A 21,269-nucleotide genomic window follows, 5' to 3' on the forward strand; every position below is an offset into this window, starting at 1 on the left:
CTGCGCCCCCCCATGTAAAGCTCAATCTACCCTCGAGGTGTTTCGATCCACTTTCCAACGCCCGTGCTGTAGACCAATAACCGCACTTCACAGCCCGGAAAAAACGCCTGCACGCTCGTCCCATAAGCGGATAATTGAGGCTCATACTCCCTCGCCAGTCGCGCGAGCATGTCATCGTCACTTTCGTTTTTTCGGCGTCGGTTGGTCTTCCAGTCAAGCACCCACACCTTCCCCGCAGCCTCGTCGTGCAACACCAGGTCGATCACGCCGTCCATCCACGTGATCTTATCCAAGGGAGCAAAGACCGCCAGCTCTGCCTGCCGCGTCCATCGCGCATCACTTAACTCTTTGCGCGCCTCACTCTCCAACCAGCGTTGCCACTCCACCGCCGCCCGTTCGCCAAAGCCCTGCGCTTCCGCCGCCGCCAGTCGCGTCGCTCCATGCGCAGCGATGTCCACCGCGTTTCCGACCCACGGCATGAACTCCAGCGTCTCGTGCCACCAAAGTCCGTAGTCGATCGCATCGTCCGCCAACGCCCGAGCCGACACCGGCTCATCCGCGCCCGACTCATGCCGCGCGATCCGCGTCAGGTCCGGCTTGTGTGCCAGCTGATGCGGTAGCACGCGCCGGGGTAACACCGGCGCTTCCGCCCCAAGCGGTAGTTCCGGTCCCTGTTCCTTCTGCGTGTCTGCGATTCTTTTATTAATAGAGCTGTTCTTCACCGACTCGCCCTCCGATTCCGGCGTCGCCAACGCAGCGGTCTTCGCCAGCTCGTCCACCTCATGCAGCTTCGCGCCCCAGAGCGTTGAGAAACTCCCCGGCTTCACTTTGCCACCAAAGCCCTCCACCCACGGTATCACCAACACCTGCCGCGGTCGTGTCAGCGTCACGTAGAGCAACCGCACGAGTTCCCTCAACCGTTCCCGTTCGCGCGCTTCTTTCGTGTCTGCCGGCACGCTCGCCCCGTCGTAAAACACGTTCATCGCCCCGGTGGAGTCCGGAATCAGTCGCAACCCGCGCGCCGTCACCGTGCCCGGCTCACGCCACAGGCCCAGCACCACCACCACCGGCCACTCCAGCCCTTTGGCCGAGTGCGCCGTCAGCAAATTGATCGCATCCTCCGTCGGCTTGCCCGCCGGTCGCCCATCATCGAGGTGCGCCGCCAGTTCGTGCCACCAATCCCGCGGCCCCGCCCCTTCCAAACCCAGCTCCGCCGCCTGCGCCAGTAATCGCTCCAACTCCCCCGTCACGCCGCCGCTCGGATCCACCAGCCACGTGCGCTCTTCCAACCGCGTCGCCTTGACCAGGTCCGCCGCGAACCTCTCCAGCGTCACGCCTTCGTCCTGCGCCGACAAAATAAACGGCCGCAACACCTCCAGCGCCCCGCGCAACGGCTCCGGATGCGCCTCCGGCTCCGCCCAGTTAAACGCCTCATTCGCGCCGCCTTCGCGCTTCCGTTCCACCGCCAAGAGCGCATCGCTCACCCCAAAAATCTCCCGCAACACGCCCACCCATTCGAACGCGTTGTCCGGATCGCAAATCACCGCCAGCAGCCCCGCCAGCCACGCATACGCCGGATTGTCGCCATTACGATTCCTCCGCGTCTGCAACGCCACCTCAAGCCCCGCCGCCTCAAATCCTTTGCGCGCCTCCAACAGCCAGCCGTTCCGCGGCGCGATCACGCACACGTCGCCCCAGCAACGCGCGCCCACGCCTGCCGGACCGTGCTCGTTGAAAAACGCCGCGACTTGCCGGATCTCCTCCGACTGCCAGGCATCCACCCCGCTCGCGGACACCGGCATCACCAGCGGCAGTCGCATCGCCACGCCTTCCACATTCCCCGGCCCCGCCTCCAGGTTTTCATAGGGCACCTGCAACATCGGCGCCGGCGCGCCCTCCTCCACCGGCAGCCCGAAGCTATGCGCGCGCCCTTCACCAAACGCCTCCGGCAGCGTCGCGTTGAGCAACCGCACCACCGCGTGCGGCGCGCGGAACGTCACCTTGAAATTCAACAACTCCCCGCCTTCGCCCCGCGCAAACGCCTCTGTGTGCCTCCGGAAATTCCGGATGTCCGCCCGGCTCCCATAAATCGCCTGCTGCCCGTCGCCCACCAGACAAAAATGCCCCGCCCGCGGCCCCAACGCGTTCGGCAGCCCCGGCCACGCGCCCAGCGGCGCCCCCGGCGGCCGCGTGATTTCCACCAGCACCGCGAACTGCTGCGGATCCGTGTCCTGCGCCTCGTCCAAAATAATCCTCCACCCTTCCGCGCGAATCCGCTCCAAAATCTCGCGATCCCGCAGCACCGCCATCGCCGCATCGATCTGGTCCGCGTAAGTCTGCACCCCGCGCTCAAATCGCCACGCGCGGAACCGTCCCGCCAGCTCCGCCGCCAGCACCGAGCCCGCCTTCGCCAGCCAGTCTTTCAACGGTGCAAAAAAACGATCGAACAACACGTCCATTCCGGCCGCCGTCCCCTCCGGATCGATCAGCGGCAGATACCGTTTCTCGTCCTGCCAAGCCCGCAGCCACTCCTCCGCCGCACGCTGGTTGGCCGCCACCTTTGGCAGCGAGCTCTTCTGCTTCGGGACGACCGCCAAAATCTCCTTCAAGACCGCCTGCGCCGGTCCGGCCGCGCGCCCCGGCACCTGTTTCAGAAACCGTCGCGCCGTCGCATCGTCCAACTGTCGTGCCAGCGCGAATACATCTTCCAACGGCACATGCCTCAAAAACGCCGCCAGCTGCCCCGCCGGCAGCGCCGAGAACTGCATCGAGTCCTGCTCGATAAACGCCTCCCACAACGTCTCGTCGTTGTCATCGCCCACCACCTCCGGATTCAGGTTGATGCCGAGCGTCTGCCCATAGGTCTGCGCCAGCTTCAAACAGAAGCTGTGAATCGTCCCAAAAAACGCCCGCTCCAGGTGATCGAGCGGCGCCAGATCTTTCCCGCCCGTCTCCCCCACCCGCTTCAACAACACCGCGCGCGCCCGCTGCCCGATCTGCGCCGCCGCCTTCTTCGTAAACGTGACCACCGCCGTCTTGCCCAGCAGCTCCGCCCCCGTCGGCGCCAGCGCCATCGCCGCCAGGCGCTCCGAAATCGCCGTCGTCTTGCCCGAGCCCGCGTTCGCGCTCACCGCAAAATTACGATGCCACTCGGTGCGGAATCGCTCGCGCGCCTCCTGATCAATCAACGGCTTCACGTCAGACATCGGCGTCCTCCATTTCCCGGCCAAACGTCTTTTCAAACTTCTCCGCCAACACCGCCGCCGGCACCGGCACGCAGGCCAGCGGCCAGGTGTAACCATAAGGCGGATACTCCGCGCGATCCGCCGTCAGCGCGCCATACGTTCCGCTCGCCAGCATCTTTTCCAATCGCCCCAGCGAGGCCAGCGCGAGATCGAGTTCCTCCATCCCAAGCGACGTCGTGCCGCCCGCCTCGATCTTCACCATCCATACGCGGCCGCCGTCTGCGCCCAGTGCCTTCAATGCGGCCAGATACAGCGCCAGCTGCAGCGATTTCCCATCCCGCGCCATCCGCGATGCGCTCAGTTTCGCATCTCCGCCCGTCTTGAAATCCAGGATCTCCACGATCGCGCCCTTGAACCCCGCACGGTCGCTCAACACCAGGTCCACGCGCCCGCCCACTTCGATTCGTTGCGCTCCGCAAGCCACCGTCGCCCCGCGCGGCACGTTCCATTCCGCCGCCACAAATGCATTCTCAGGCGCCAGTTCATAAACGCGCGCCAGCAACACTTCGCATGCATGCGCCAGCTCCGCATGAAACGAATCCCAGTAACGATCCTCCGGCCAGCCCGCGCGCTTGTGCGCCAGCGCCTGCGCCAGCCGCTCCGCCGCGTCCGCCTGCCCCGGCAGCGGACCAAACCCGCCCGCGCCGATCTGCCCCGCCGTCAGCGCGTAAGCCAGCAACGCATGCGCCAGCTGCCCCAGCGCCTTGGCCCTCACGCGCACCAGCGGCTCCCACGGCACGCGTTGCACCCCGAGCACGCTCTCAAACCACAGCACCGCCGGATCCTGCACGCCTTGCTCCACCCGCCGCGCCGACCATTTCTCCGGCGTGATCACCGCCGGATCCCCCGCAAAAAAGTAGTCATCAAAGACCCGTCCCGCATCGCGACGCCCGTCCCAGATTTTTTTCCACGCCAAATCCTCCGCGTTCGGCTCCGGCGACACCGCAGTCACCCGAGCCGCCTCCGCAAACGCCTCTTCCAAGCCGCCCGCCTCCGCCGCCGCGCCGCTCGCCCACAACACGCGCTCAACCCAGCTGTTAGGCGCCAACGGCAACTCCGGATTCTCCTCATCGAAAAGCGCCGCCGAAAAAATCACTTCCGTCCGCGTGTCGCGCGCCAGTTGCGCGTAACCCGCCTTCTCGAACGCCGCCCGTTGCTCGCTCGTGAAAAGACCAAGCGTGAACCGTCCGCGTTTGTTCAACTCCTCGCGATGTTCGTCCGTCAGCCACGGACTCGGCTGCCCGCGATCCGGCCACACGCCCGCGTTCGACTCCGCCAAAAACAGATGAGACCACGCAATCCCCTCCGCGCGCCGCCGCGTCGTGATCGTCACCCGCGCAAACGTCCCCTTGCCCGAGCGATCGGTCGGCGGACTCTTCGAGGGCAAAAATTCCTCCAGCGTCGACAGCACCACCGCGCCAGGAAACAGCTCGCCGTCCGCCTTCTTCGCAAACGCCGTCAACGCCCCCAGCCCCTCCGGCTCCACGATCCCCAGCGCCGTGCAAACCTGCTCCAGCCGCGCCAACGCGTCGTCCAGCGTCAGCTCTTCCGGCCACGCCGGCAGCAGCTTGCCCGCGATCTCCGCCAGCGCCGGCTGCGCCTTCTTCCAATGCTCCACATGCGGCGCCAGCGCATGCGTGTGCAACTCGTCAAAGCTCCGCTCACACGCCTTACGCACCGCTGCCAGCGTGAGGTTCACGTGCTCGTCGTTGCCCGCACCCAGCGCCCGCAGCAACGGCCACAGCTCCAGCAAATCGTCCACCCGCGCCCCGCCCTTGTAGAACGCGATCAACGCCCGTTGCGCCTGCGTGTCCACCGGCGGCATCGCCGCGCCTTCGAGCATATCCGCATACTGGATACCGCGCGCCCGCAACAATCCCGTCAGCCGCAGATACCCCGCGTCCGCCTTCGGAAAAATCACGCCGATGTTCTCCGCCCCACCCGCCAGCCGTTCAGCAATCGCGTCGGCCACCAACACCATTTCGTCGGCCCGCGCGCGCCCGACCAGCACCGTCGCGCGCTCGGTCGCATCGTCCGCCGGTTCACGCGTCCACAGCGCTCCCACTGCCTCACACGTCTCCTCGGGCGGCTCCGCATCAACGGGTTCAGCCATGACGCCTAGTAAGAGTGCCTGCCACAACTCAACCCACTTCTCGTCGCCATCCGCGCGCCCGCGAAACGCCGGCTCTGGCAACACCACTGTCACGTCTTCCATCCGCCGCACGAACGCCGCCACGTTGAAAAATTCGCCCCACAACTCCGCGCTCAGCCCGCACACCAGCAACCGTCCGCCGATCCGCGTCGCGCCGGCGTCGAGTTTCGTGAGGCCGGCTTTCTCCGCCTCAATAGGCGCCACGCCCGCGCCATGCGCCGCGATCCACGTCGTCAGTTCGCCAAAGATTTCCCGCAACGGCTCCAACGGAAAATCCTCCGCGCGGAAACCACCTTTCAGCAACGTATCAAAATCGTCGAGCGCCCGCTCCGGGTCGCTTTGCAGGCTTTTCCAAAATCCCCACTCAGTGTCCGCGATCGTCAGCGGCTCCAGCCGTTTCGCGATCAGCGTGCGCAGGCCAAGCAGCAACAATTCGCGTCCCAGCACAGGCTTCGGATCCGTCGCCAGCGAACGCCATTTCTGACGCGCCAGTCCGGGCGTGAGAAACTCCACCCCGAGCAGCGGAATCCCCTCCATCAGGCAGCGTTGTTTAAACCCGTGCGCCTGCCCGCGCGTGGCCACCACCACAAACGCCCGCGCCAGTTGCCCGCGGCCGGCTTCGAGCCACGGACGCACCACTTCCGCCCAGGCCGTGTCGGCGTGGCGGGTGAGCAGCAATTCGATTTGCGGAGGGTTCGCCACAGTTGGGTGGGCCTACACTCAGAATCCCGCGCACCGGCTCAACTCAAACCACGCAACCCGCCCACAAAAAAGCCCCCGCCGCCAAAGGCAGCGAGGGCTGAAAAGTGGAACGTCCACTCCGGCGCGAAGCCGGGGAGGGCGCCGAATCCTTACTTCGCGAAGACGACCTTCGAGACGTGGGACTTGGCGCGGGAGGCGGCGTTCTTGTGAACGACACCGGACTTGGTGGCCTTGTCCATGGCGGAAACGTAGGCGGCGGCGGCGACCTTGGTATCCTCGATCTTGCCGGCCTTCTCAGCAGCGATGAGCTTCTTGTGGAGGGTCTTCAGGCGGGTCTTGGTCGCCTTGTTACGGGTGGTGAGGCGCGCCGATTTGCGGGCGGCTTTGATAGCTGATTTGGTGTTGGCCATGTCGGTTTAAAAGTTAAAGCCGGACAGAAACCCAAACCTGCGGGTTTGAGTCAAGGGCAATTGCGGCACGGTTTCCTCCCGCGCCGAACGTTCAACGCCCAATTTTGAACGCTCAACGTCCAACTCAATAATCCCTCGAACGCATCCCGCCGATTGAACCTTGGATGTTGAGCGTTGGACGTTGAACGTTGGCCCGAAGGGGCTGAAAAAGATTGGTTTTGGGGCCTGTAAGCCGGATTTTGTGCCCCGCCTTGCGGCGTGCGGTCGTCATTTCTCTCAAATCCGCCTTGCGACGGACCTGGCCTGAGTCACCCGCTTGCGCGAACGAAACAAGCTGCGGCATACCCGTGGCTATAGGACGAGCAGCCCAGCCACCTATTTTGCCTTGCACCGGAAGGGGTTTGTCCTGCCGCCGTCATTACTGACGACGCGGTGGGCTCTTACCCCACCTTTTCACCCTTACCCCGCGGTTGCCCGCGTGGCGGTATATTCTCTGTGACACTTTCCGTCAGCGCGTTTTGAAACGCACTGCCCGCACTTGCCGTGAAGCTCGTGCGGCATCCTGCCCTGCGGTGTCCGGACTTTCCTCTCCATTGATCAAAGAACAAGGGAGCGGCGACCCGGCCCCAAAACCAAGGGAAGACGTTAATTTACCGGAATTCCCAATGTCCACCGCCGAATCACGGCGCGTGTCCGCCTCAGGCGTGATCCCACCACACGATACGGCCGCATTGGTCGCACGTCGGCAGCGCGCCCGTGGCGTCGCCCTTGCCGCGCACCGCCGACTCGACCTCGGCCGAAACTTTGAGATGGCAACCGCCGCAGGTATTCCCACGCACCGGCACGCACGCAGGCTGCTGGCGCGCCGCGATGCGGTCATACACGCGCAATGCCCGCTCCTCGACCGGCTCCCGCGCGATCACCACTTCGCCCTGCGCCGCTTTCAACTCGCCCCCAAGATTCGTCTCACGTTCGCGCAACGTGCGAATGCGCGCCTCGTGGCCGGAAATATTCTGCTTCAAAACCGCCTCGGCCTCCGCGAATTTTTTCTTCGCCTCGTCGATCGAATACATGACTTCGAGTTCCTGCCCCTCGAGCACCGCGATGGCCGCCTCGGTGTGTTCGATCTCGAGCCCGAGCGCCTTGAATTCATCGTTTTTGCGCACCTGCACCTGCTGCGTCTTGTATTTGCCGAGTTTCGTCTCCGTGGAACCGATCTCGGTCTCGATGAGTTTCTTTTTCGATTCGAGCGTCATCAACTCAAACTTGGCCGCCTCGATCGCGCCTTTCTCGGTGGCGATTTTTTTCTCCACGAGGGCGACTTCTCCCGGCACGGCTTTTAACTGTGCCTCCAGTCCCAGTCGTTTCGTATCGCGATCCTGAAGCACCAGCAGCTTTTCAAGCGTCGGAGTAAGCATGAACGCCGACACTGCCCCGCGCTCCCCGACCGTCAAATCCCTTTCTCCCGTCACCGCTTTGAAACTCCGCCGACTCCGAACCTACTCGCTACCCACTACTCACTACCCGCTACTTCACCATCTGAGCTTCGCTCAGATGTAATACATCTCGTCGTCACTCTTGGCCGCAAACTGGTCGAGGGAGTAACTCCGGCACTTCGCTTCCAACGCCCCGCGCACTTCGCGCCAGATCGCGTTCACCCGGCGTCCCGAATGCCCTTCGCCCGTGCCGTTCAGCTCCAGCAGATCGCCTTCGATCAGCTTCACGATGTCGTAGAGCGTAATCTCCGTCGGCGGCCTCGCCAGCGCATAACCGCCTTGCTTGCCGCGTCGGCTGTTAATGAGCCCGCCATTGCGCAATTCGCCCAGGATCTGGACCAGATAATTCGCCGGCACAGCCTCCACCGCCGCGAGCTGCTCGATATGGGCCAGCTCGTCGGTCCCGTAATACTTGGCCATCTGGGCCAGAACCCGGCAGGCATAATCGACTTTGACGGAGAGTTTCACGTTTCGGGCAAAATACTTCCGAATCTTAGGTCGGCAACCTAAAATACCTTTAAATGCCGCGAAAAATTGAGTGTCGAACGTGTAAAAATAGGGGTTGTCGCCCCCCCTGTTTTCCTATGCGATTTTACCTTTAGATTTCACATCGTTCTCCCCCACTAAATGTCCGACCAATCCGACTCCTCGATTCCCACCCATAATGCAGCGGGTGAAGAAAACTACGACGCTTCCAAACTGAGCCAGCTCAAGGGCCTCGAAGCCGTCCGCAAGAAGCCCGGCATGTATATCGGCGGCACCGACGAACGCGCGCTCCACCACTGCGTTTCCGAGGTTCTGGACAACTCCGTCGACGAACATCTCGCCGGCCATTGCAAACGGATCGAGGTCAACATCCACGTCGATGGCTCCATCTCCATCCGCGACGATGGCCGCGGCATTCCCGTCGATATCAACAAGGACTCCGGCCTCCCCGGCGTTGAGCTCGTGCTCACCACGCTGCACTCCGGCGGCAAATACGGCCAGGGTGGCTACAAATTCTCCGGCGGCACCCACGGCGTCGGCGCCAAGTGCGTCAACGCCGTCTCCGAGTGGTTCGAGGTCGAGGTCTCGCGCAACGGCCAGGTCCACCACATGCGCTTCGAGCAGGGCAAAACCATCAAGAAGCTCGAGGTCATCGGCAAAGCCACGCGCACCGGCACCTACGTCACCTTCAAGCCCGACGCCGAGATCTTCAAGGAAACGACCGTCTTCGTCACCGCCCGCATCGCCCAGCGTCTCCGCGAACTCGCCTTCCTCAACTCCGGCCTCGAAATCGTCTTCACCGACGAACGTCCCGCCGAGCCGAAGGTCGAGACCTACCTCTACAAGGACGGCGTCTCCGAGTTCGTGAAGCAGCTCAACCAGGGCAAGAACGTCGTCCATCCGCAGCCCGTGCGCATGACGAAAGAGACCAAGCTCATGCTCGATGACAAACCCATCGAGATCCACTGCGAGGTCGTTTTCCAATACAACGACACTTACAACGACCAGGTCCTCTGTTACACCAACACGATCAACAATCCCGACGGCGGCACGCATCTCTCCGGCTTCCGCTCCGCCCTCACCCGCGCGATCAACCAGTTCGCGAAGTCCAACAATCTCCTCAAGGACAAGGACCCGCAGATCACCGGTGACGACGTCCGCGAAGGCCTCGCCGCCGTCATCTCCATCAAGCACTCCGACCCCAAGTTCGAGTCGCAGACCAAGGTCAAGCTCCTCTCCCCCGAGGTCGAGTCGGTCGTAGGTTCCTCCACCTACGAGGGCCTAATGATGTATTTCGAGACCAACCCCCAGATGGGCAAGCGCATCATCGACAAGGGTCTCAACGCCGCCCGCGCCCGCGAAGCCGCCCGCAAGGCCCGTGAGACCGTCCGCAAGGGCGCCCTCTCCGGCGGCGGCCTCCCCGGCAAGCTCGCTGACTGCTCCGAGCGCGATCCCGCGCAGACCGAGCTCTACATCGTCGAGGGCGACTCCGCCGGCGGCTCCGCCAAGCAGGGCCGCGACCGCCGCTACCAGGCGATCCTCCCGCTCCGCGGCAAGCTCATCAACACCGAGAAAGCCCGCCTCGACAAGGTGCTCTCCAACGAGGAAATCCGCACCCTCATCACCGCCTGCGGCACCGGCATCGGCGAGGGCGACGAATCCATCGGCGGCTTCAACGCCGACAAAGCCCGTTACCACAAGATCATCATCATGACGGACGCCGATGTGGACGGCTCCCACATCCGCACGCTCCTCCTCACGTTCCTCTATCGCCAGATGAAGGGACTCATCGAGCGCGGCTTCATCTACATCGCCCAGCCGCCTCTCTATAAGATCAAGCGCAAGAAGCGTGAGCAATACGTGGACAACGACGAGCAGCTCAACCGCATCCTCCTCGAGCTCGGCTCCGAAGACGTGACCCTCACGCGTATCCGCGACGGCCATACATTCGCCACCACGCAGATCGACCAGATCGTCGAAAACCTCGCGGCCCTCGAAAAACTCGGCGGCGGCGTCACCCGCTACGGCGTCGAACTGCCGGCCTACCTCGACCAGCACGACAAGACCACGCAGGTCCTCCCCCGCTACATCGCCCGCATCCGCGAGGGCAACAAAGAGTCCCACGAGTTCCTCCTGGACGAACACGCCCGCGCCGCGTTCATCGCCCGCGAAGGCCTCGACGCCGATCCCACGATCGACGCCCCGAAGCCCACCGGCCCGATCCGTCGCGTCACGCTGCACGAGATCTTCGAATCCAACGAAATGGCCAAGCTCCTCCGCGCCATCGCCGCCATCGGACTCGAGATCAACCAGTTCACCACCACGTCCGAGGCCCGCTACGCGATCACCGAAAACGTCGGCCAGAAAGGCGAAACCCGCGTCGAGCTCGCCTCGCCGCTCGACATCGTCACCCACATCCGCGGCAACGGACGCAAGGGCCTGCATATTCAACGCTACAAAGGTCTGGGTGAAATGAACCCGAAGCAGCTCTTCGAAACGACGATGGACCCCGAGAAACGCCGCCTCCTGAAAGTGGACATCACCGACGCCGCCAAGGCCGACGCCCTGTTCACCCTCCTCATGGGCGACGAAGTCCCCCCCCGCCGCCAGTTCATCGAAGACAATGCTTTGAACGTCCAGTATCTGGACGTTTGAGCGTAGAAGTAGCGAGTAGCGGGTAGTGAGTAGCGAGCATCTCGCCAACTCCCCCCCCGCCACTCGGTCATCAACACCAAGCAACTCGCTTCACACATTTTATCCCTTTCAAACCGTGTATACAGGTAACGAAAAACTCGCGACGGCCAACATCACCGACATCATGCAGTCGGCCTACATCGAATACTCGATGTCGGTCATCATCTCGCGCGCCCTCCCCGACGCGCGCGACGGCCTGAAGCCCGTGCAACGCCGCATCCTCTACGCGATGCTCCGCGAAGGCCTCCTGCACAACCGCTCCTTCGACAAGTGCGCCGGCGTCGTCGGTGAAGTCCTCAAAAACTACCACCCCCACGGCGACTCCTCCGTTTACGACACCCTCGTCCGCCTCGCGCAGAATTGGGTCATGCGCTACACGCTCATCGACCCGCAGGGCAACTTCGGCTCCGTCGACGGCGACCCCGCCGCCGCCTACCGCTACACCGAGGCCCGCCTCAAGAACATCGCCGAAGACCTCCTCGCCGACATCGAGGAAGACACCGTCGACTTCGCGCCCAACTACAAAGAGTCCACCACCGAGCCCACCGTCCTCCCGTCCGCCCTGCCGAATCTCCTGATGAACGGCTCGACCGGCATCGCGGTCGGCATGGCGACCAACATCCCGCCGCACAACCTGCACGAGATCATCGCCGCCACCTGCGCGATCATCGACAACCCCCGCGTCTCCGTCGACGAACTCTGCACCCTCATCCAGGGCCCCGACTTCCCCACCGGCGGCATCATCGCCGGCCGCGAAGGCATCCTCTCCTACCTCAAGACCGGCAAAGGCATCGTCCGCATCCGCGGCAAAGCCCACACCGAAGAGACCAAGACCGGCTCGGAGCAGATCATCATCACCGAGATCCCGTATAACGTTAACCGCGCCAACCTCGTCCTCCGCATCGCCGAACTCGTCGGCGAGAAATCCCTCGAAGGCATCCGTGACCTCCGCGACGAGTCCGACGAAAACACCCGCATCGTCATCGAGCTCAAACGCGGCGAACAGTCCCGCGTCGTCATCAACCAGCTCTTCCAGAAAACCGCCCTCGAATCCTCCTTCGGCGTCACGCTCCTTGCCATCGACAAGAAGCGCCCGAAGCAGATGAACATCAAGGAACTCATCGAGTGCTTCATCGAACACCGCCGCGACGTCGTCACCCGCCGCACCCAGTTCCGCCTCAAGAAAGCCCTCGACCGCGCGCACATCCTCGAAGGCTACATCATCGCCCTCGATAACCTCGACGACTTCGTCAAAATCATCCGCGCCTCCTCCAACCGCGACGAGGCCAAGACGAAGCTCATGGCCAAGTATCCGCTCTCCGAGCGCCAGACCGACGCCATCCTCGAACTCCGCCTCTACCAGCTCACCGGCCTGGAGCGCGGCAAGATCGAAGCCGAATACCTCGAACTTCAGAACCTGATCGCCTACCTCCGCGAGATCCTCGAGTCCGACGCCCGCCTGATGGAAATCATCAAGACCGAGCTCCTCGCCATGAAGGACAAATACGGCGACCAGCGCAAAACCCAGATCGTCGCCGCCGCCGGCGAATTCCGCATGGAAGACGTCATCCCCAACGAAGGCTGCGTCATCACCGTCTCCCACCTCGGCTTCATCAAACGCACCCCCGTCGCCGACTACCGCTCCCAGAAACGCGGCGGCAAGGGCGTCATCGGTGCCGAAACCTACGAAGAGGATTTTGTGGAGAACCTCTTCACCGCCTCCACCCACGACTACATCCTCTTCATCACCAGCCACGGCCAGTGCATGGCGAAGAAAGTTTACGACGTCCCCGAGGGCAACCGCACCTCCAAGGGCAAATCCGTCAAATCCTTCCTCGCCCTCGACGAAGGCGAAAAGATCGCCGCCATGCTCACCATGGCCGACTTCGTCCCCGACCGCTACCTCGTCATGGCGACCAAGGCCGGCACCATTAAGAAGACCGCGCTCACCGACTACACCAACGCCACGCGCGAGTCCGGCCTCATCGGTATCAACCTCGCCGAAGGTGACACCGTGATCGGCTGCGTGCTCACCACCGGCAACGACGAACTCATCCTCGTTTCGCACCAAGGCCTCGCCGTCCGCTTCCGCGAAAAAGACGAAAACGGCGAAGTCCTCTTCCGCGACACCGGCCGCGCGACGGGCGGCGTCACCGGCATGCGCTTCAAGTTGGACAGCGATTATTTGGAAGTCCTCGAAGTCGTGGACCACACGAGCAAGTTCCTCGTCGCGAGCCAGGCGGGTCTAGGTGTCCGCACCCGCTTCGAAGATTACCGCCTCATCAACCGCGGCGGCAGCGGCGTGTGGGCGATTGATCTACCGGAAGACGGCTCGATCAACATCGCCGGTGCCCTGAGCGTCAAAGACACCGACGAAATCATGCTCCTCACCGCCAAAGGCCAGAGTGTCCGCTGCCCGGTGAACACCATCCGCGAAGTCAACCGCGGCGGTAAAGGCGTCAAACTCCTCACCCTCGCCGAAGGCGACAAACTCCTCAGCATCGCCCGAGTAGTCGAAACCGACGAAGAACAAGCCGCCGCCGCAGCCGGAGCCCCCACCGAGCCCCCGGCCCCCGAAACCACCTAACAAGCAAAGCAACATTAGGTCTTCCAAGGTGCACCTTAACCGGTGCGCCTTTTTTCATATCCTTGGAGGGCGGACCGCTGTGTCCGCCGTCTTGGTGCCGGAAAAACCGCGTGGGCAAAGCCTTATACGCGGCCGCCGTCCACTTGCAGCTTGCTCCGCCGCCCCGAACCTGTCGCGCTCACCCCAGAATGAGGGTTCCTTTATACCACGCAGTGCAGAGCGTATTTAGGCCGCAATGCCGCTGACACCACCCCCGTCCAAGCACTTCCGAAGGATCATGCTAATGTATTTCGCCGTGTTCCATTTTCTGAAACCAGATTCCACCGATGCGTCACTTTCCCTTTTTACAAATTCATGAATGAGATGAATGAAAGGGCTGCGGCAGAGCTAACTAAGCTCCTCGATAAATCACCCATCCTTTTTGTAGGAGCAGGACTGACGATTCCGCCATATTGGATATGGTCGAGGCTCATTCATGAAATTGCGGTATTAATGGGACTGCCCAGCCCAACCGAAACGGATCCGCTTCTAGCATCCCAATCCCTATATAATACGAACCCCACAGCATTTGATCAGGCCGTAATTCAGCTCTTTCAGCCAAGGCCATCAGAATGCAGAGACGCACTTTTACATATTGTTAATATAGGATTCAAATCCATACTCACAACCAACTTCGACAGAACAATCGAAGAAGCATTCGCCTACACAAATCAAGAGCCACCTCAAATTCTAGCATACCCTCGCCTGCTACCCACCTTATGCGAGGCAGGGACAGTGCACTACATACATGGCAGAGTGCCCGACGAAAAAGAATCAGGCACAGGCATCATATTACACCGAGAATCCTACCAGAAATCATACCACGACGAACCGCGAAACATCCCGACATATTTATTCCAAGTTCTTTTATCAAACAACGTTATATTTACCGGCTATAGCCTATCACCGCACGAACCCCTCAATCACATTTTCACAGCAATCAAAAAATTTTCCAACGAACCCAGCAATCAAAAACTCGCATCACGATTTCCACCTAAAACCAGAACAATCCTACTCCCATTTGAGGCTAACAATCAGGAATCAAAACAAAGACTGGAAGGCTTGGGCATCGATATAATAGAATACGACAAATTAGACGAAAACTACACAGGCCTAGATTTAGTCTGGCGCGATGTTTTCATGAAGAGCAAGCGAAGTTCAAAAACCAAGAGCGCATTGGCTTACGATCCATTTTCCAACATGCCGAATCTGCCGTAATATCATGACCACTTACCATAAGTTATCATACCTCAGGCAGGTCGCGACCATTGATGAGCCGCCCAGCCAGGCACAAGCAGACTCAGTCAGAATCCTAATTCAAGAACCGCTTATGGCTTCTTATTTTTTTAGCGTAGCTACCAGCAAATACTGGATAGATGATCTCATAAATGGGATGGACAAGCACCAGACCAACCCAGAAATTTTTCGTTACTACTATCCATATATATTCAATCTAGCAGAAACCGACTCCGACCGATTCATAGAAATCACAAATCAATTCAAGCACTCCTTTGATTATTATGGGTATATTCAAATAATAAAGATTGCCTGCGGACTGAGCAGCACAGAGGCCATAAATTTATATCCCGTAATCGAATCATATCTAAATCGAAGCGGACAAAAATCGGCAGGCAGTATAGTGGACTACATTCGGCACATAAGCCAAACGAACGAGGGCTTAAATTTGAGCCTATCGATAATTCCAGCCCTTATTTCATTTCGGCCGATTAAACCTGAGACACACGATGAATTACATCCATATTTCTCTTCCCAGAAAGCAGCACCTGTAATTGATTCATCTTCTTACAAAGATCTTTTAGTGGATGCTGTTCATCCATTAGCCCTAACACGGCCACGCGAAACCACTAGACTATTAATAGAGTCCGTAGATGAAATGCTTCACTTGGTAACTGAACCCCAAGAAGCCGCGAGCACCGTCAGGTCCGATCACTCCGAAATTTGGTGCCGAAGACTCGACGAAGTCGGCGAATACGATGATGCAAAAGCAGCCTTAGTCTACACCTTAACATTTTCATGCGAGAATCTTTTTCGCAACTCAACCGAAGACGCATTACATTTAGATTCGGCTTTGCGCGGACAGCCTTGGCTTGTTTTCAAACGCCTACGGCAACACTTATATGCAAATTTCATCACGGAACTCGTAAAGCCGTGGATTCGCGAATTTATACTAACGCATACAGACTATTCCGAGTGGGACCATCACTACGAATTCCAGCAGATGGTCCAAAAAGCATGCGAGACCTTTGGCGAAGACCTTTTAACGAAACCTGAACGCAAAACAATTTTTGATGCGATCTTAAGCGGGCCATCCAAAGATCGGGCTCGCGAGTGGATGGGAGATCGCTTCACAGAAGAAGGCTTCAAGAAAAGACAGGACTACTTTCATCGCAAGCAGCTTCGCCCATTTGCCTCCATATTGTTTGGAAGGTATAAGCAGATTTATAAAATCCTAATTTCAACTGGCGAAGAAAATCTCACTGATGATGATTATTCTCCAGTTGGCAGATCTCAAAGCGGTTTCGTTTCTTACCGCAGCCCCCTCCCTCCTGATGAAATCGAGCAACTTAGAGACGAAGATCTACTTAATTACATCAATACCTGGGAGGCGTCGCACCGCGATATAAAGGACTGGCTAATTGAGATCAACATCTCAGCCCTCGCAGGAGCTTTCGAAACAGTTCTACGTCAAAAAATTTTCCCTGATGCGAGTCGCGCTAAGTTTTGGTTTGATAACAAGGGTCTTATTTTACGCCCCATCTACGTTCGGTTCCTCCTGAAAGCCCTCCAAGGCGAGATAAAGGACGGGAATTTTACATATCTCGATGCCGCTTTGGATATTTGCCAGTGGGTATTAATGATGCCACAGAATTCCAACCCAAATGACAGCACGGTCGATGGACACGAAGAATCAAGTGAACGCCCCGAATGGAGCCCTGTTCGTCGCGGTGTAGTAGATTTCGTTGGTGCTTGTGTCGGTAAAGATGCAAAAACGCCGATAACAGCACGAGCAGTTCTTAGCGAGTTACTTACTGCGCTATGCACTCAACCCGATCTTCGACTGGATCAGGTAAAGGATACTACCCAAAACCAACGCGACTACCTCACCGATGCCATCAATAATACTCGCGGTATTGCCTTAGAAAACGTGATCGACCTTGGATTCTGGCTACTTCGCGAATCCCCCAATGGGCCCACTCCAGAGGTAGGAACAATTTTAGATCACCGCTTTGCAATATCCGATTCACTACCAGTAACCTTTCCGGAATATGCACTGCTTGGGCGACAATTTGGCAACTTGGTCATCTTAGACGATAAATGGGCCACATCCCATAAGAATTTAATTTTCCCCAAGGATAATAATGATCTCTGGGAGATCGCTTTTGGCACATTTGTTCGCTTCAACAACCCTTACAAGCGCCCATTTAATATCCTATATAACGATTATATTTTCGCATTGGACCAACTTGATCCGACTGCTGAAGACGACCAAGGGAGAAAGGGATGGACCCAAGCATTAGGTAATCACGTATTCATGTTTTACATTTGGGGCGACTACTCTCTTACAGGTTCAGACAGCTTACTAAATAAATTTTACGAAAAGACAATCAGCCACCCTAAGTGCTGGGCAAATTTATTCGACCACGTCGGCCGATTACTAAGGAACACAACAGAAAATCTAGCTACAGCACTGAAAGTAAGGATTATCGCATTCGCTGAATGGCGGTTGGCGCAACAAAACCAAGAGGAACTCGCAGCTTACACTTTCTGGCTGGAAGCCGAGTCACTCGATCCTGAGTGGCGTTTGAAAACATTTTCTAAAATCCTCGATTTTGCTCCAGGTAGAGATGTCGCTACGAGCATTAAATTAGATGCAATGAACGAACTTCTTCCTTCATATCCGGATCTAGTAGCAGAATGTTTCTACAAACTTACGCGTGGCCTCGAAAAAAATGACTTCATTTACCTTCAGCCTGAGAAAGCAAAACCAATACTTAGTTCCGGCTTAAAAAGTCGCAACAAAGAGACTATTATATACGCCGAACAGGCCCGTGAATTACTTCTTCAGGCAGGTCGCTTCACTTTCCTTGAAGTATGATCGGTCGAGCCGAGGGTGTCGAGCCAATGGGGTCAGGCCTTCAGTATTCGAAAAATAAGGGTCGGGTCGAGCCAACGGGGTCGGGTCGAGCCAACGGGGTCAGGCCGAGTATTGTTGTATTACAGCGAATTTAATCGAAAGCCCCAGAAATTTGGCGCACTAAAACCTTACAACCATCATGAAATTAAAACTATCTTTGGCAGTCCTTCTCCTGTCCGCAGGCCTTTCAGGCTGCGCAACACGGCCCTACGGGCCTCAAGAATATCCACTCCGGGACGGTCTCATACCTCCGTTGACCCTAGCAGGGGATGTAAACGTAATAAATGCGCAAGACTCCACCTCGGAAACAATCGTCTATTCATACGCAGGCACTAAACTGGGCTCTAATTATAAAGCGATAACCCAGACGATGGTCGATCAGACGAAGAAGGAGATTAATAAAAACCAGAAAAACAAATTCGACGGAGCAGTTAAGAGCATCGACATTAAAGTGACGTATCTTAAAAGCACTTATATCGCTTTTTATTGGAAGAGTGAGCTGAGATATACAGCAATTCTGGGTGGCTCCGTCACCTTAGAGAGAACCGTAAATCATTCCAGCGGAATCCTGATTCAGGATCTTAATGGCTGTATCGCTGAATCGGTCATGAATCTACTCAACGAACCTGAGGTAATTGCTTACCTTGCCAAAAAATAATCCAACGACGAGCCGATGAGGTCGGGTCGAGCCAATGGAGTCAGGCCGCTAGTTGCTAGTTTTTAACCCTAATCAAAATACCAAAACATGACGGCATTCCTTCGCCTGATTCTCGTCTTCTTGCTCGGCGCGAGCATTCACGCTGCAGAAACCCTATCTACCTCCAACGCGGCGAATTTGGTTGGCAATCAAACCGGCGTCGTCACCCGCGTGATCTTCGTCAAAATATACGGCGGCGAATCCCAATCCTACCTCGTTGAATCCAAAGGCGATACTTTGGTGGTGCAGAGAAACCTCGGCTCCCCAAGCGCTCCGCTCAAGGTCGGCGACTCCATCACGTTCGACATTCTCCAATACAAAAATCCCGCCTCCAAGCAGCCGGTCTTGGTGTTTCTCGAAGAGCCGAATGCGGAGTTTCAAGAGCGATACAGAAAAGCTTCAGCCAAAGCGGCTCCGGCGGCGGACTCCCGGCCCAATGTAGATCTAGTGATCAAACAGGATGGCACGTTTACTGTCGGCGGCGTCGCAACCAAACAGGAAGGCCTTTCCGGTTTAATTCAAAAAATCCCCAAAGACGCCGTTGTGACGCTGCATTCACATCCAGAGTCGAGCTACACACTCACCGTAAAAGTCCTCGAACTTCTGGCTGCGGAAAACATCAAAAACGTAACCTTCACGGCCGACTCAGAAACACCTTAAGGGAATAAGGGGCGCGTCAGGACGAAACAAAAGGGGAAACAAAAGGGGGCAGGCCGTGTTTTGTTGGTTTTCTATCCGTTTAAAGACATGACCGAAGCCGCTATCACTCGCTACATCACCGAGACGTTTCCGGGCGTTTCGGTCGTCGACGCGGAGGGCAATGCCTTCTTTTTCTACAACCCCGCCCGCATGCTCCGCGCATGCTTCATGCGCTAAACTATGACATCGCATAGCAACAAGAGCAGAATAATCTCGGTGATCTTAATTATTGTCGGCGGCTTCGTTGCGCTTATTGGCTCACTCTTTGTCTATTTCTCATGGCATGTCACAATTCGAGAATCCAAATACCGTCCCGCAACTTTCATCGTCGAACGAGCCGAATATTATAAGGCTCGGCGCGGTTTCGAATATAACGCATACGGCACCGTCGATGGCAGCTCTGAGATCCTTCCTTTAAGCGATTTTGCCCCGCCCCCCAATTCTGATACTGAACTGTTAACAACCTTCCCCAAAGGGCGAAAACTTGAAATTCTCTTCGATTCAGGTGCCCCCAAAGGATTTGTTCTTGAAGGGACCTCGTTAAGGCTACTGCCCGCTTCCTACAACATTCACAACGCTCTCAAAAAGGCGTTACTCAAGATGGCCGGCATCTACGGGCCTTTCACTTTGGGATTATGCATGCATTTTTTCATAACCCGCCGCGAAAAAATTGAGCTAAAACAAAAACGAGATTTATACGAAGCGAAACGAGATGCGAAAAAACAAAGACGCGCATTACTTACTCCTGGCAGACGGTTTAAGAAAAGATGATCGAGCCAAAGAGATCAGGACGCTAGTTGCTACTTCCACCGGCGAATTCTCCAGGCGAACTTCATAATCCTGACAATCGAATCCAATGATATCTCGTTATCCGTTGCTGCTGGCTTTGGCTTTTAACGCGACCCTGGCCCTGTCACCCGAACTTCATGCGGGCAGGCCAAATCCAGGCGCCCCACGTGATCGCGTTCTCCCTCGTCCGCTGACTGGCATCGAGAAATACGGTGACCCAAAATCCATCAGCAGCAAAGATGTCGCTCGCCTCCCCGACCACCTGACGCTGGATAAGCTTTATAAAAAATGGGGCTATGCCCACTTGGGTGATCCACCCCTATTCCTCCAGTATCATGCAGACGGAGATTTTTGGTTTTACGTGAGCTTCGATCTGGACGACATCCCCACGATCTTGGCTGGCGATTATCATAAAGTAGAGATCCTCGGCGTGACTTTGGTCGGCGTTGGCCGCTACGAACAGTTTCCATTTGCTAAAGTCTGGACCTCAACGCGGGTTTCACCCGCAACCAAGGTCAGCATTGAGCAGATCCGAGATCTACCCGATGAACTTTATTTCGATCAGATCCAAAGCTGGTGGGGCAAGAGTCGCATCAGTGGTTTGGCATCAGACGCTACCGTGGCCATGTTCGGACGCCACAGTCGGGATATGTTTCCTCCCGTCGCGTCAGTCGCTTACCACACGCCTATGGATGGTTATCGTTTGGTGTTCTTTCTTGATTGGGCGTCGGCCGCTGAGTCCGTTGCCGGCAAGAAGACCCGCGTAAAGGTAACCAGTATTTATACGATGGGACCAAATTCCAAAGCGATTCTCGAATGGGGCAGCTACATTAACCTCAAAACAGGTTCTCTTTATAATCCACCGCCCAAGAAAGATCCCTTCGCCCCTGACACCGAACCACGGCCAAAAGGATTTCTAGGCTTGGAATAGGCGTCGAATCGGGGTCAAGCCAATGGGGTAATCGAGCCAATGGGGTCAATCGAGCCAATGGGGTCAATCGAGCCAATGGGGTCAGGCCGAGTATTGTTGTATTTTGAAAAAAGTTTCTGGGATCAATTATCCTTCATAGCTCAACCCACCTCGTAATACATGAATCCCCAGTTAAAGCCCATTTTT

General features: G+C 57.7%; 14 protein-coding genes and 1 other RNA gene. 9 read left to right on the forward strand and 6 right to left on the reverse strand.

The window, feature by feature from the left end; all coding sequences use genetic code 11:
- Positions 1 to 26 precede the first annotated feature (26 nt).
- The 6 genes from FPL22_RS08010 to FPL22_RS08035 all read right to left on the reverse strand — a co-directional run bounded on the left by FPL22_RS08010 (position 27) and on the right by FPL22_RS08035 (position 8,473).
- Positions 27 to 3,206, reverse strand: coding sequence for a UvrD-helicase domain-containing protein (locus FPL22_RS08010; RefSeq protein WP_162525229.1), 3,180 nt, complete (start codon positions 3,204 to 3,206; stop codon positions 27 to 29).
- On the reverse strand, positions 3,199 to 6,099 hold the full coding sequence (locus tag FPL22_RS08015; RefSeq protein WP_144229569.1) for a PD-(D/E)XK nuclease family protein: 2,901 nt from the start codon (positions 6,097 to 6,099) through the stop codon (positions 3,199 to 3,201). The genes FPL22_RS08010 and FPL22_RS08015 overlap by 8 nt, the downstream gene beginning before the upstream one ends.
- A 149-nt stretch (positions 6,100 to 6,248) precedes the next feature.
- The gene (gene rpsT, locus FPL22_RS08020; protein WP_144229570.1) at positions 6,249 to 6,509 is read right to left on the reverse strand and encodes a 30S ribosomal protein S20; all 261 of its coding nucleotides are present in this window, start codon (positions 6,507 to 6,509) and stop codon (positions 6,249 to 6,251) included.
- Between the two features lie 212 nt (positions 6,510 to 6,721).
- Positions 6,722 to 7,141: RNase P RNA component class A (gene rnpB / locus FPL22_RS08025), an RNA gene on the reverse strand.
- A 66-nt stretch (positions 7,142 to 7,207) separates the two neighbouring features.
- Positions 7,208 to 7,927, reverse strand: coding sequence for a zinc ribbon domain-containing protein (locus FPL22_RS08030; protein WP_144229571.1), 720 nt, complete (start codon positions 7,925 to 7,927; stop codon positions 7,208 to 7,210).
- 132 nt (positions 7,928 to 8,059) lie between these two features.
- Positions 8,060 to 8,473, reverse strand: a complete 414-nt coding sequence (locus FPL22_RS08035; RefSeq protein ID WP_144229572.1) for an RrF2 family transcriptional regulator — start codon at positions 8,471 to 8,473, stop codon at positions 8,060 to 8,062.
- 159 nt (positions 8,474 to 8,632) lie between these two features.
- Between FPL22_RS08035 and gyrB the strand changes: the two genes are divergently transcribed.
- The 9 genes from gyrB (at position 8,633) to FPL22_RS08075 (ending at position 21,083) form a co-directional block, all read left to right on the forward strand.
- A complete protein-coding gene (gene gyrB, locus FPL22_RS08040; protein WP_144229573.1) occupies positions 8,633 to 11,146 on the forward strand; it encodes a DNA topoisomerase (ATP-hydrolyzing) subunit B in 2,514 nt (837 codons plus the stop codon).
- A gap of 115 nt (positions 11,147 to 11,261) precedes the next feature.
- Positions 11,262 to 13,772: a DNA gyrase subunit A gene (gene gyrA / locus FPL22_RS08045; RefSeq protein ID WP_144229574.1), complete on the forward strand. Its 2,511-nt coding sequence runs from the start codon at positions 11,262 to 11,264 to the stop codon at positions 13,770 to 13,772.
- Between the two features lie 354 nt (positions 13,773 to 14,126).
- On the forward strand, positions 14,127 to 15,029 hold the full coding sequence (locus tag FPL22_RS08050; protein ID WP_144229575.1) for an SIR2 family protein: 903 nt from the start codon (positions 14,127 to 14,129) through the stop codon (positions 15,027 to 15,029).
- A 4-nt stretch (positions 15,030 to 15,033) separates the two neighbouring features.
- Positions 15,034 to 17,928, forward strand: a complete 2,895-nt coding sequence (locus FPL22_RS08055; protein ID WP_144229576.1) for a hypothetical protein — start codon at positions 15,034 to 15,036, stop codon at positions 17,926 to 17,928.
- 178 nt (positions 17,929 to 18,106) lie between these two features.
- Complete coding sequence (locus FPL22_RS08060; protein ID WP_144229577.1) at positions 18,107 to 18,625, forward strand: hypothetical protein; 519 nt, start codon at positions 18,107 to 18,109, stop codon at positions 18,623 to 18,625.
- 87 nt (positions 18,626 to 18,712) lie between these two features.
- Complete coding sequence (locus tag FPL22_RS08065) at positions 18,713 to 19,324, forward strand: hypothetical protein (protein ID WP_144229578.1); 612 nt, start codon at positions 18,713 to 18,715, stop codon at positions 19,322 to 19,324.
- 87 nt (positions 19,325 to 19,411) lie between these two features.
- A complete protein-coding gene (locus FPL22_RS18090; protein WP_275263033.1) occupies positions 19,412 to 19,540 on the forward strand; it encodes a hypothetical protein in 129 nt (42 codons plus the stop codon).
- A 39-nt stretch (positions 19,541 to 19,579) separates the two neighbouring features.
- Complete coding sequence (locus FPL22_RS08070; RefSeq protein WP_144229579.1) at positions 19,580 to 20,134, forward strand: hypothetical protein; 555 nt, start codon at positions 19,580 to 19,582, stop codon at positions 20,132 to 20,134.
- Between the two features lie 85 nt (positions 20,135 to 20,219).
- Positions 20,220 to 21,083 (forward strand): hypothetical protein, encoded by an 864-nt coding sequence (locus FPL22_RS08075; protein ID WP_144229580.1) that lies wholly within the window; start codon positions 20,220 to 20,222, stop codon positions 21,081 to 21,083.
- Positions 21,084 to 21,269: the final 186 nt, after the last annotated feature.

It is taken from the genome of Rariglobus hedericola, from assembly GCF_007559335.1.
GTDB lineage: Bacteria > Verrucomicrobiota > Verrucomicrobiia > Opitutales > Opitutaceae > Rariglobus > Rariglobus hedericola.

Excerpts from the sequence above, each read along its gene's own strand:
- FPL22_RS08075 (WP_144229580.1), top strand. The coding sequence starts at position 20,220 with ATGATATCTCGTTATCCGTTGCTGCTGGCTTTGGCTTTTAACGCGACC.
- FPL22_RS08055 (WP_144229576.1), top strand. The coding sequence starts at position 15,034 with ATGACCACTTACCATAAGTTATCATACCTCAGGCAGGTCGCGACCATT.
- gyrB (WP_144229573.1), top strand. The coding sequence starts at position 8,633 with ATGTCCGACCAATCCGACTCCTCGATTCCCACCCATAATGCAGCGGGT.
- FPL22_RS08010 (WP_162525229.1), bottom strand. The coding sequence starts at position 3,206 with ATGTCTGACGTGAAGCCGTTGATTGATCAGGAGGCGCGCGAGCGATTC.
- rpsT (WP_144229570.1), bottom strand. The coding sequence starts at position 6,509 with ATGGCCAACACCAAATCAGCTATCAAAGCCGCCCGCAAATCGGCGCGC.
- FPL22_RS18090 (WP_275263033.1), top strand. The coding sequence starts at position 19,412 with ATGACCGAAGCCGCTATCACTCGCTACATCACCGAGACGTTTCCGGGC.
- FPL22_RS08030 (WP_144229571.1), bottom strand. The coding sequence starts at position 7,927 with ATGCTTACTCCGACGCTTGAAAAGCTGCTGGTGCTTCAGGATCGCGAT.
- FPL22_RS08060 (WP_144229577.1), top strand. The coding sequence starts at position 18,107 with ATGAAATTAAAACTATCTTTGGCAGTCCTTCTCCTGTCCGCAGGCCTT.
- FPL22_RS08065 (WP_144229578.1), top strand. The coding sequence starts at position 18,713 with ATGACGGCATTCCTTCGCCTGATTCTCGTCTTCTTGCTCGGCGCGAGC.
- FPL22_RS08050 (WP_144229575.1), top strand. The coding sequence starts at position 14,127 with ATGAATGAGATGAATGAAAGGGCTGCGGCAGAGCTAACTAAGCTCCTC.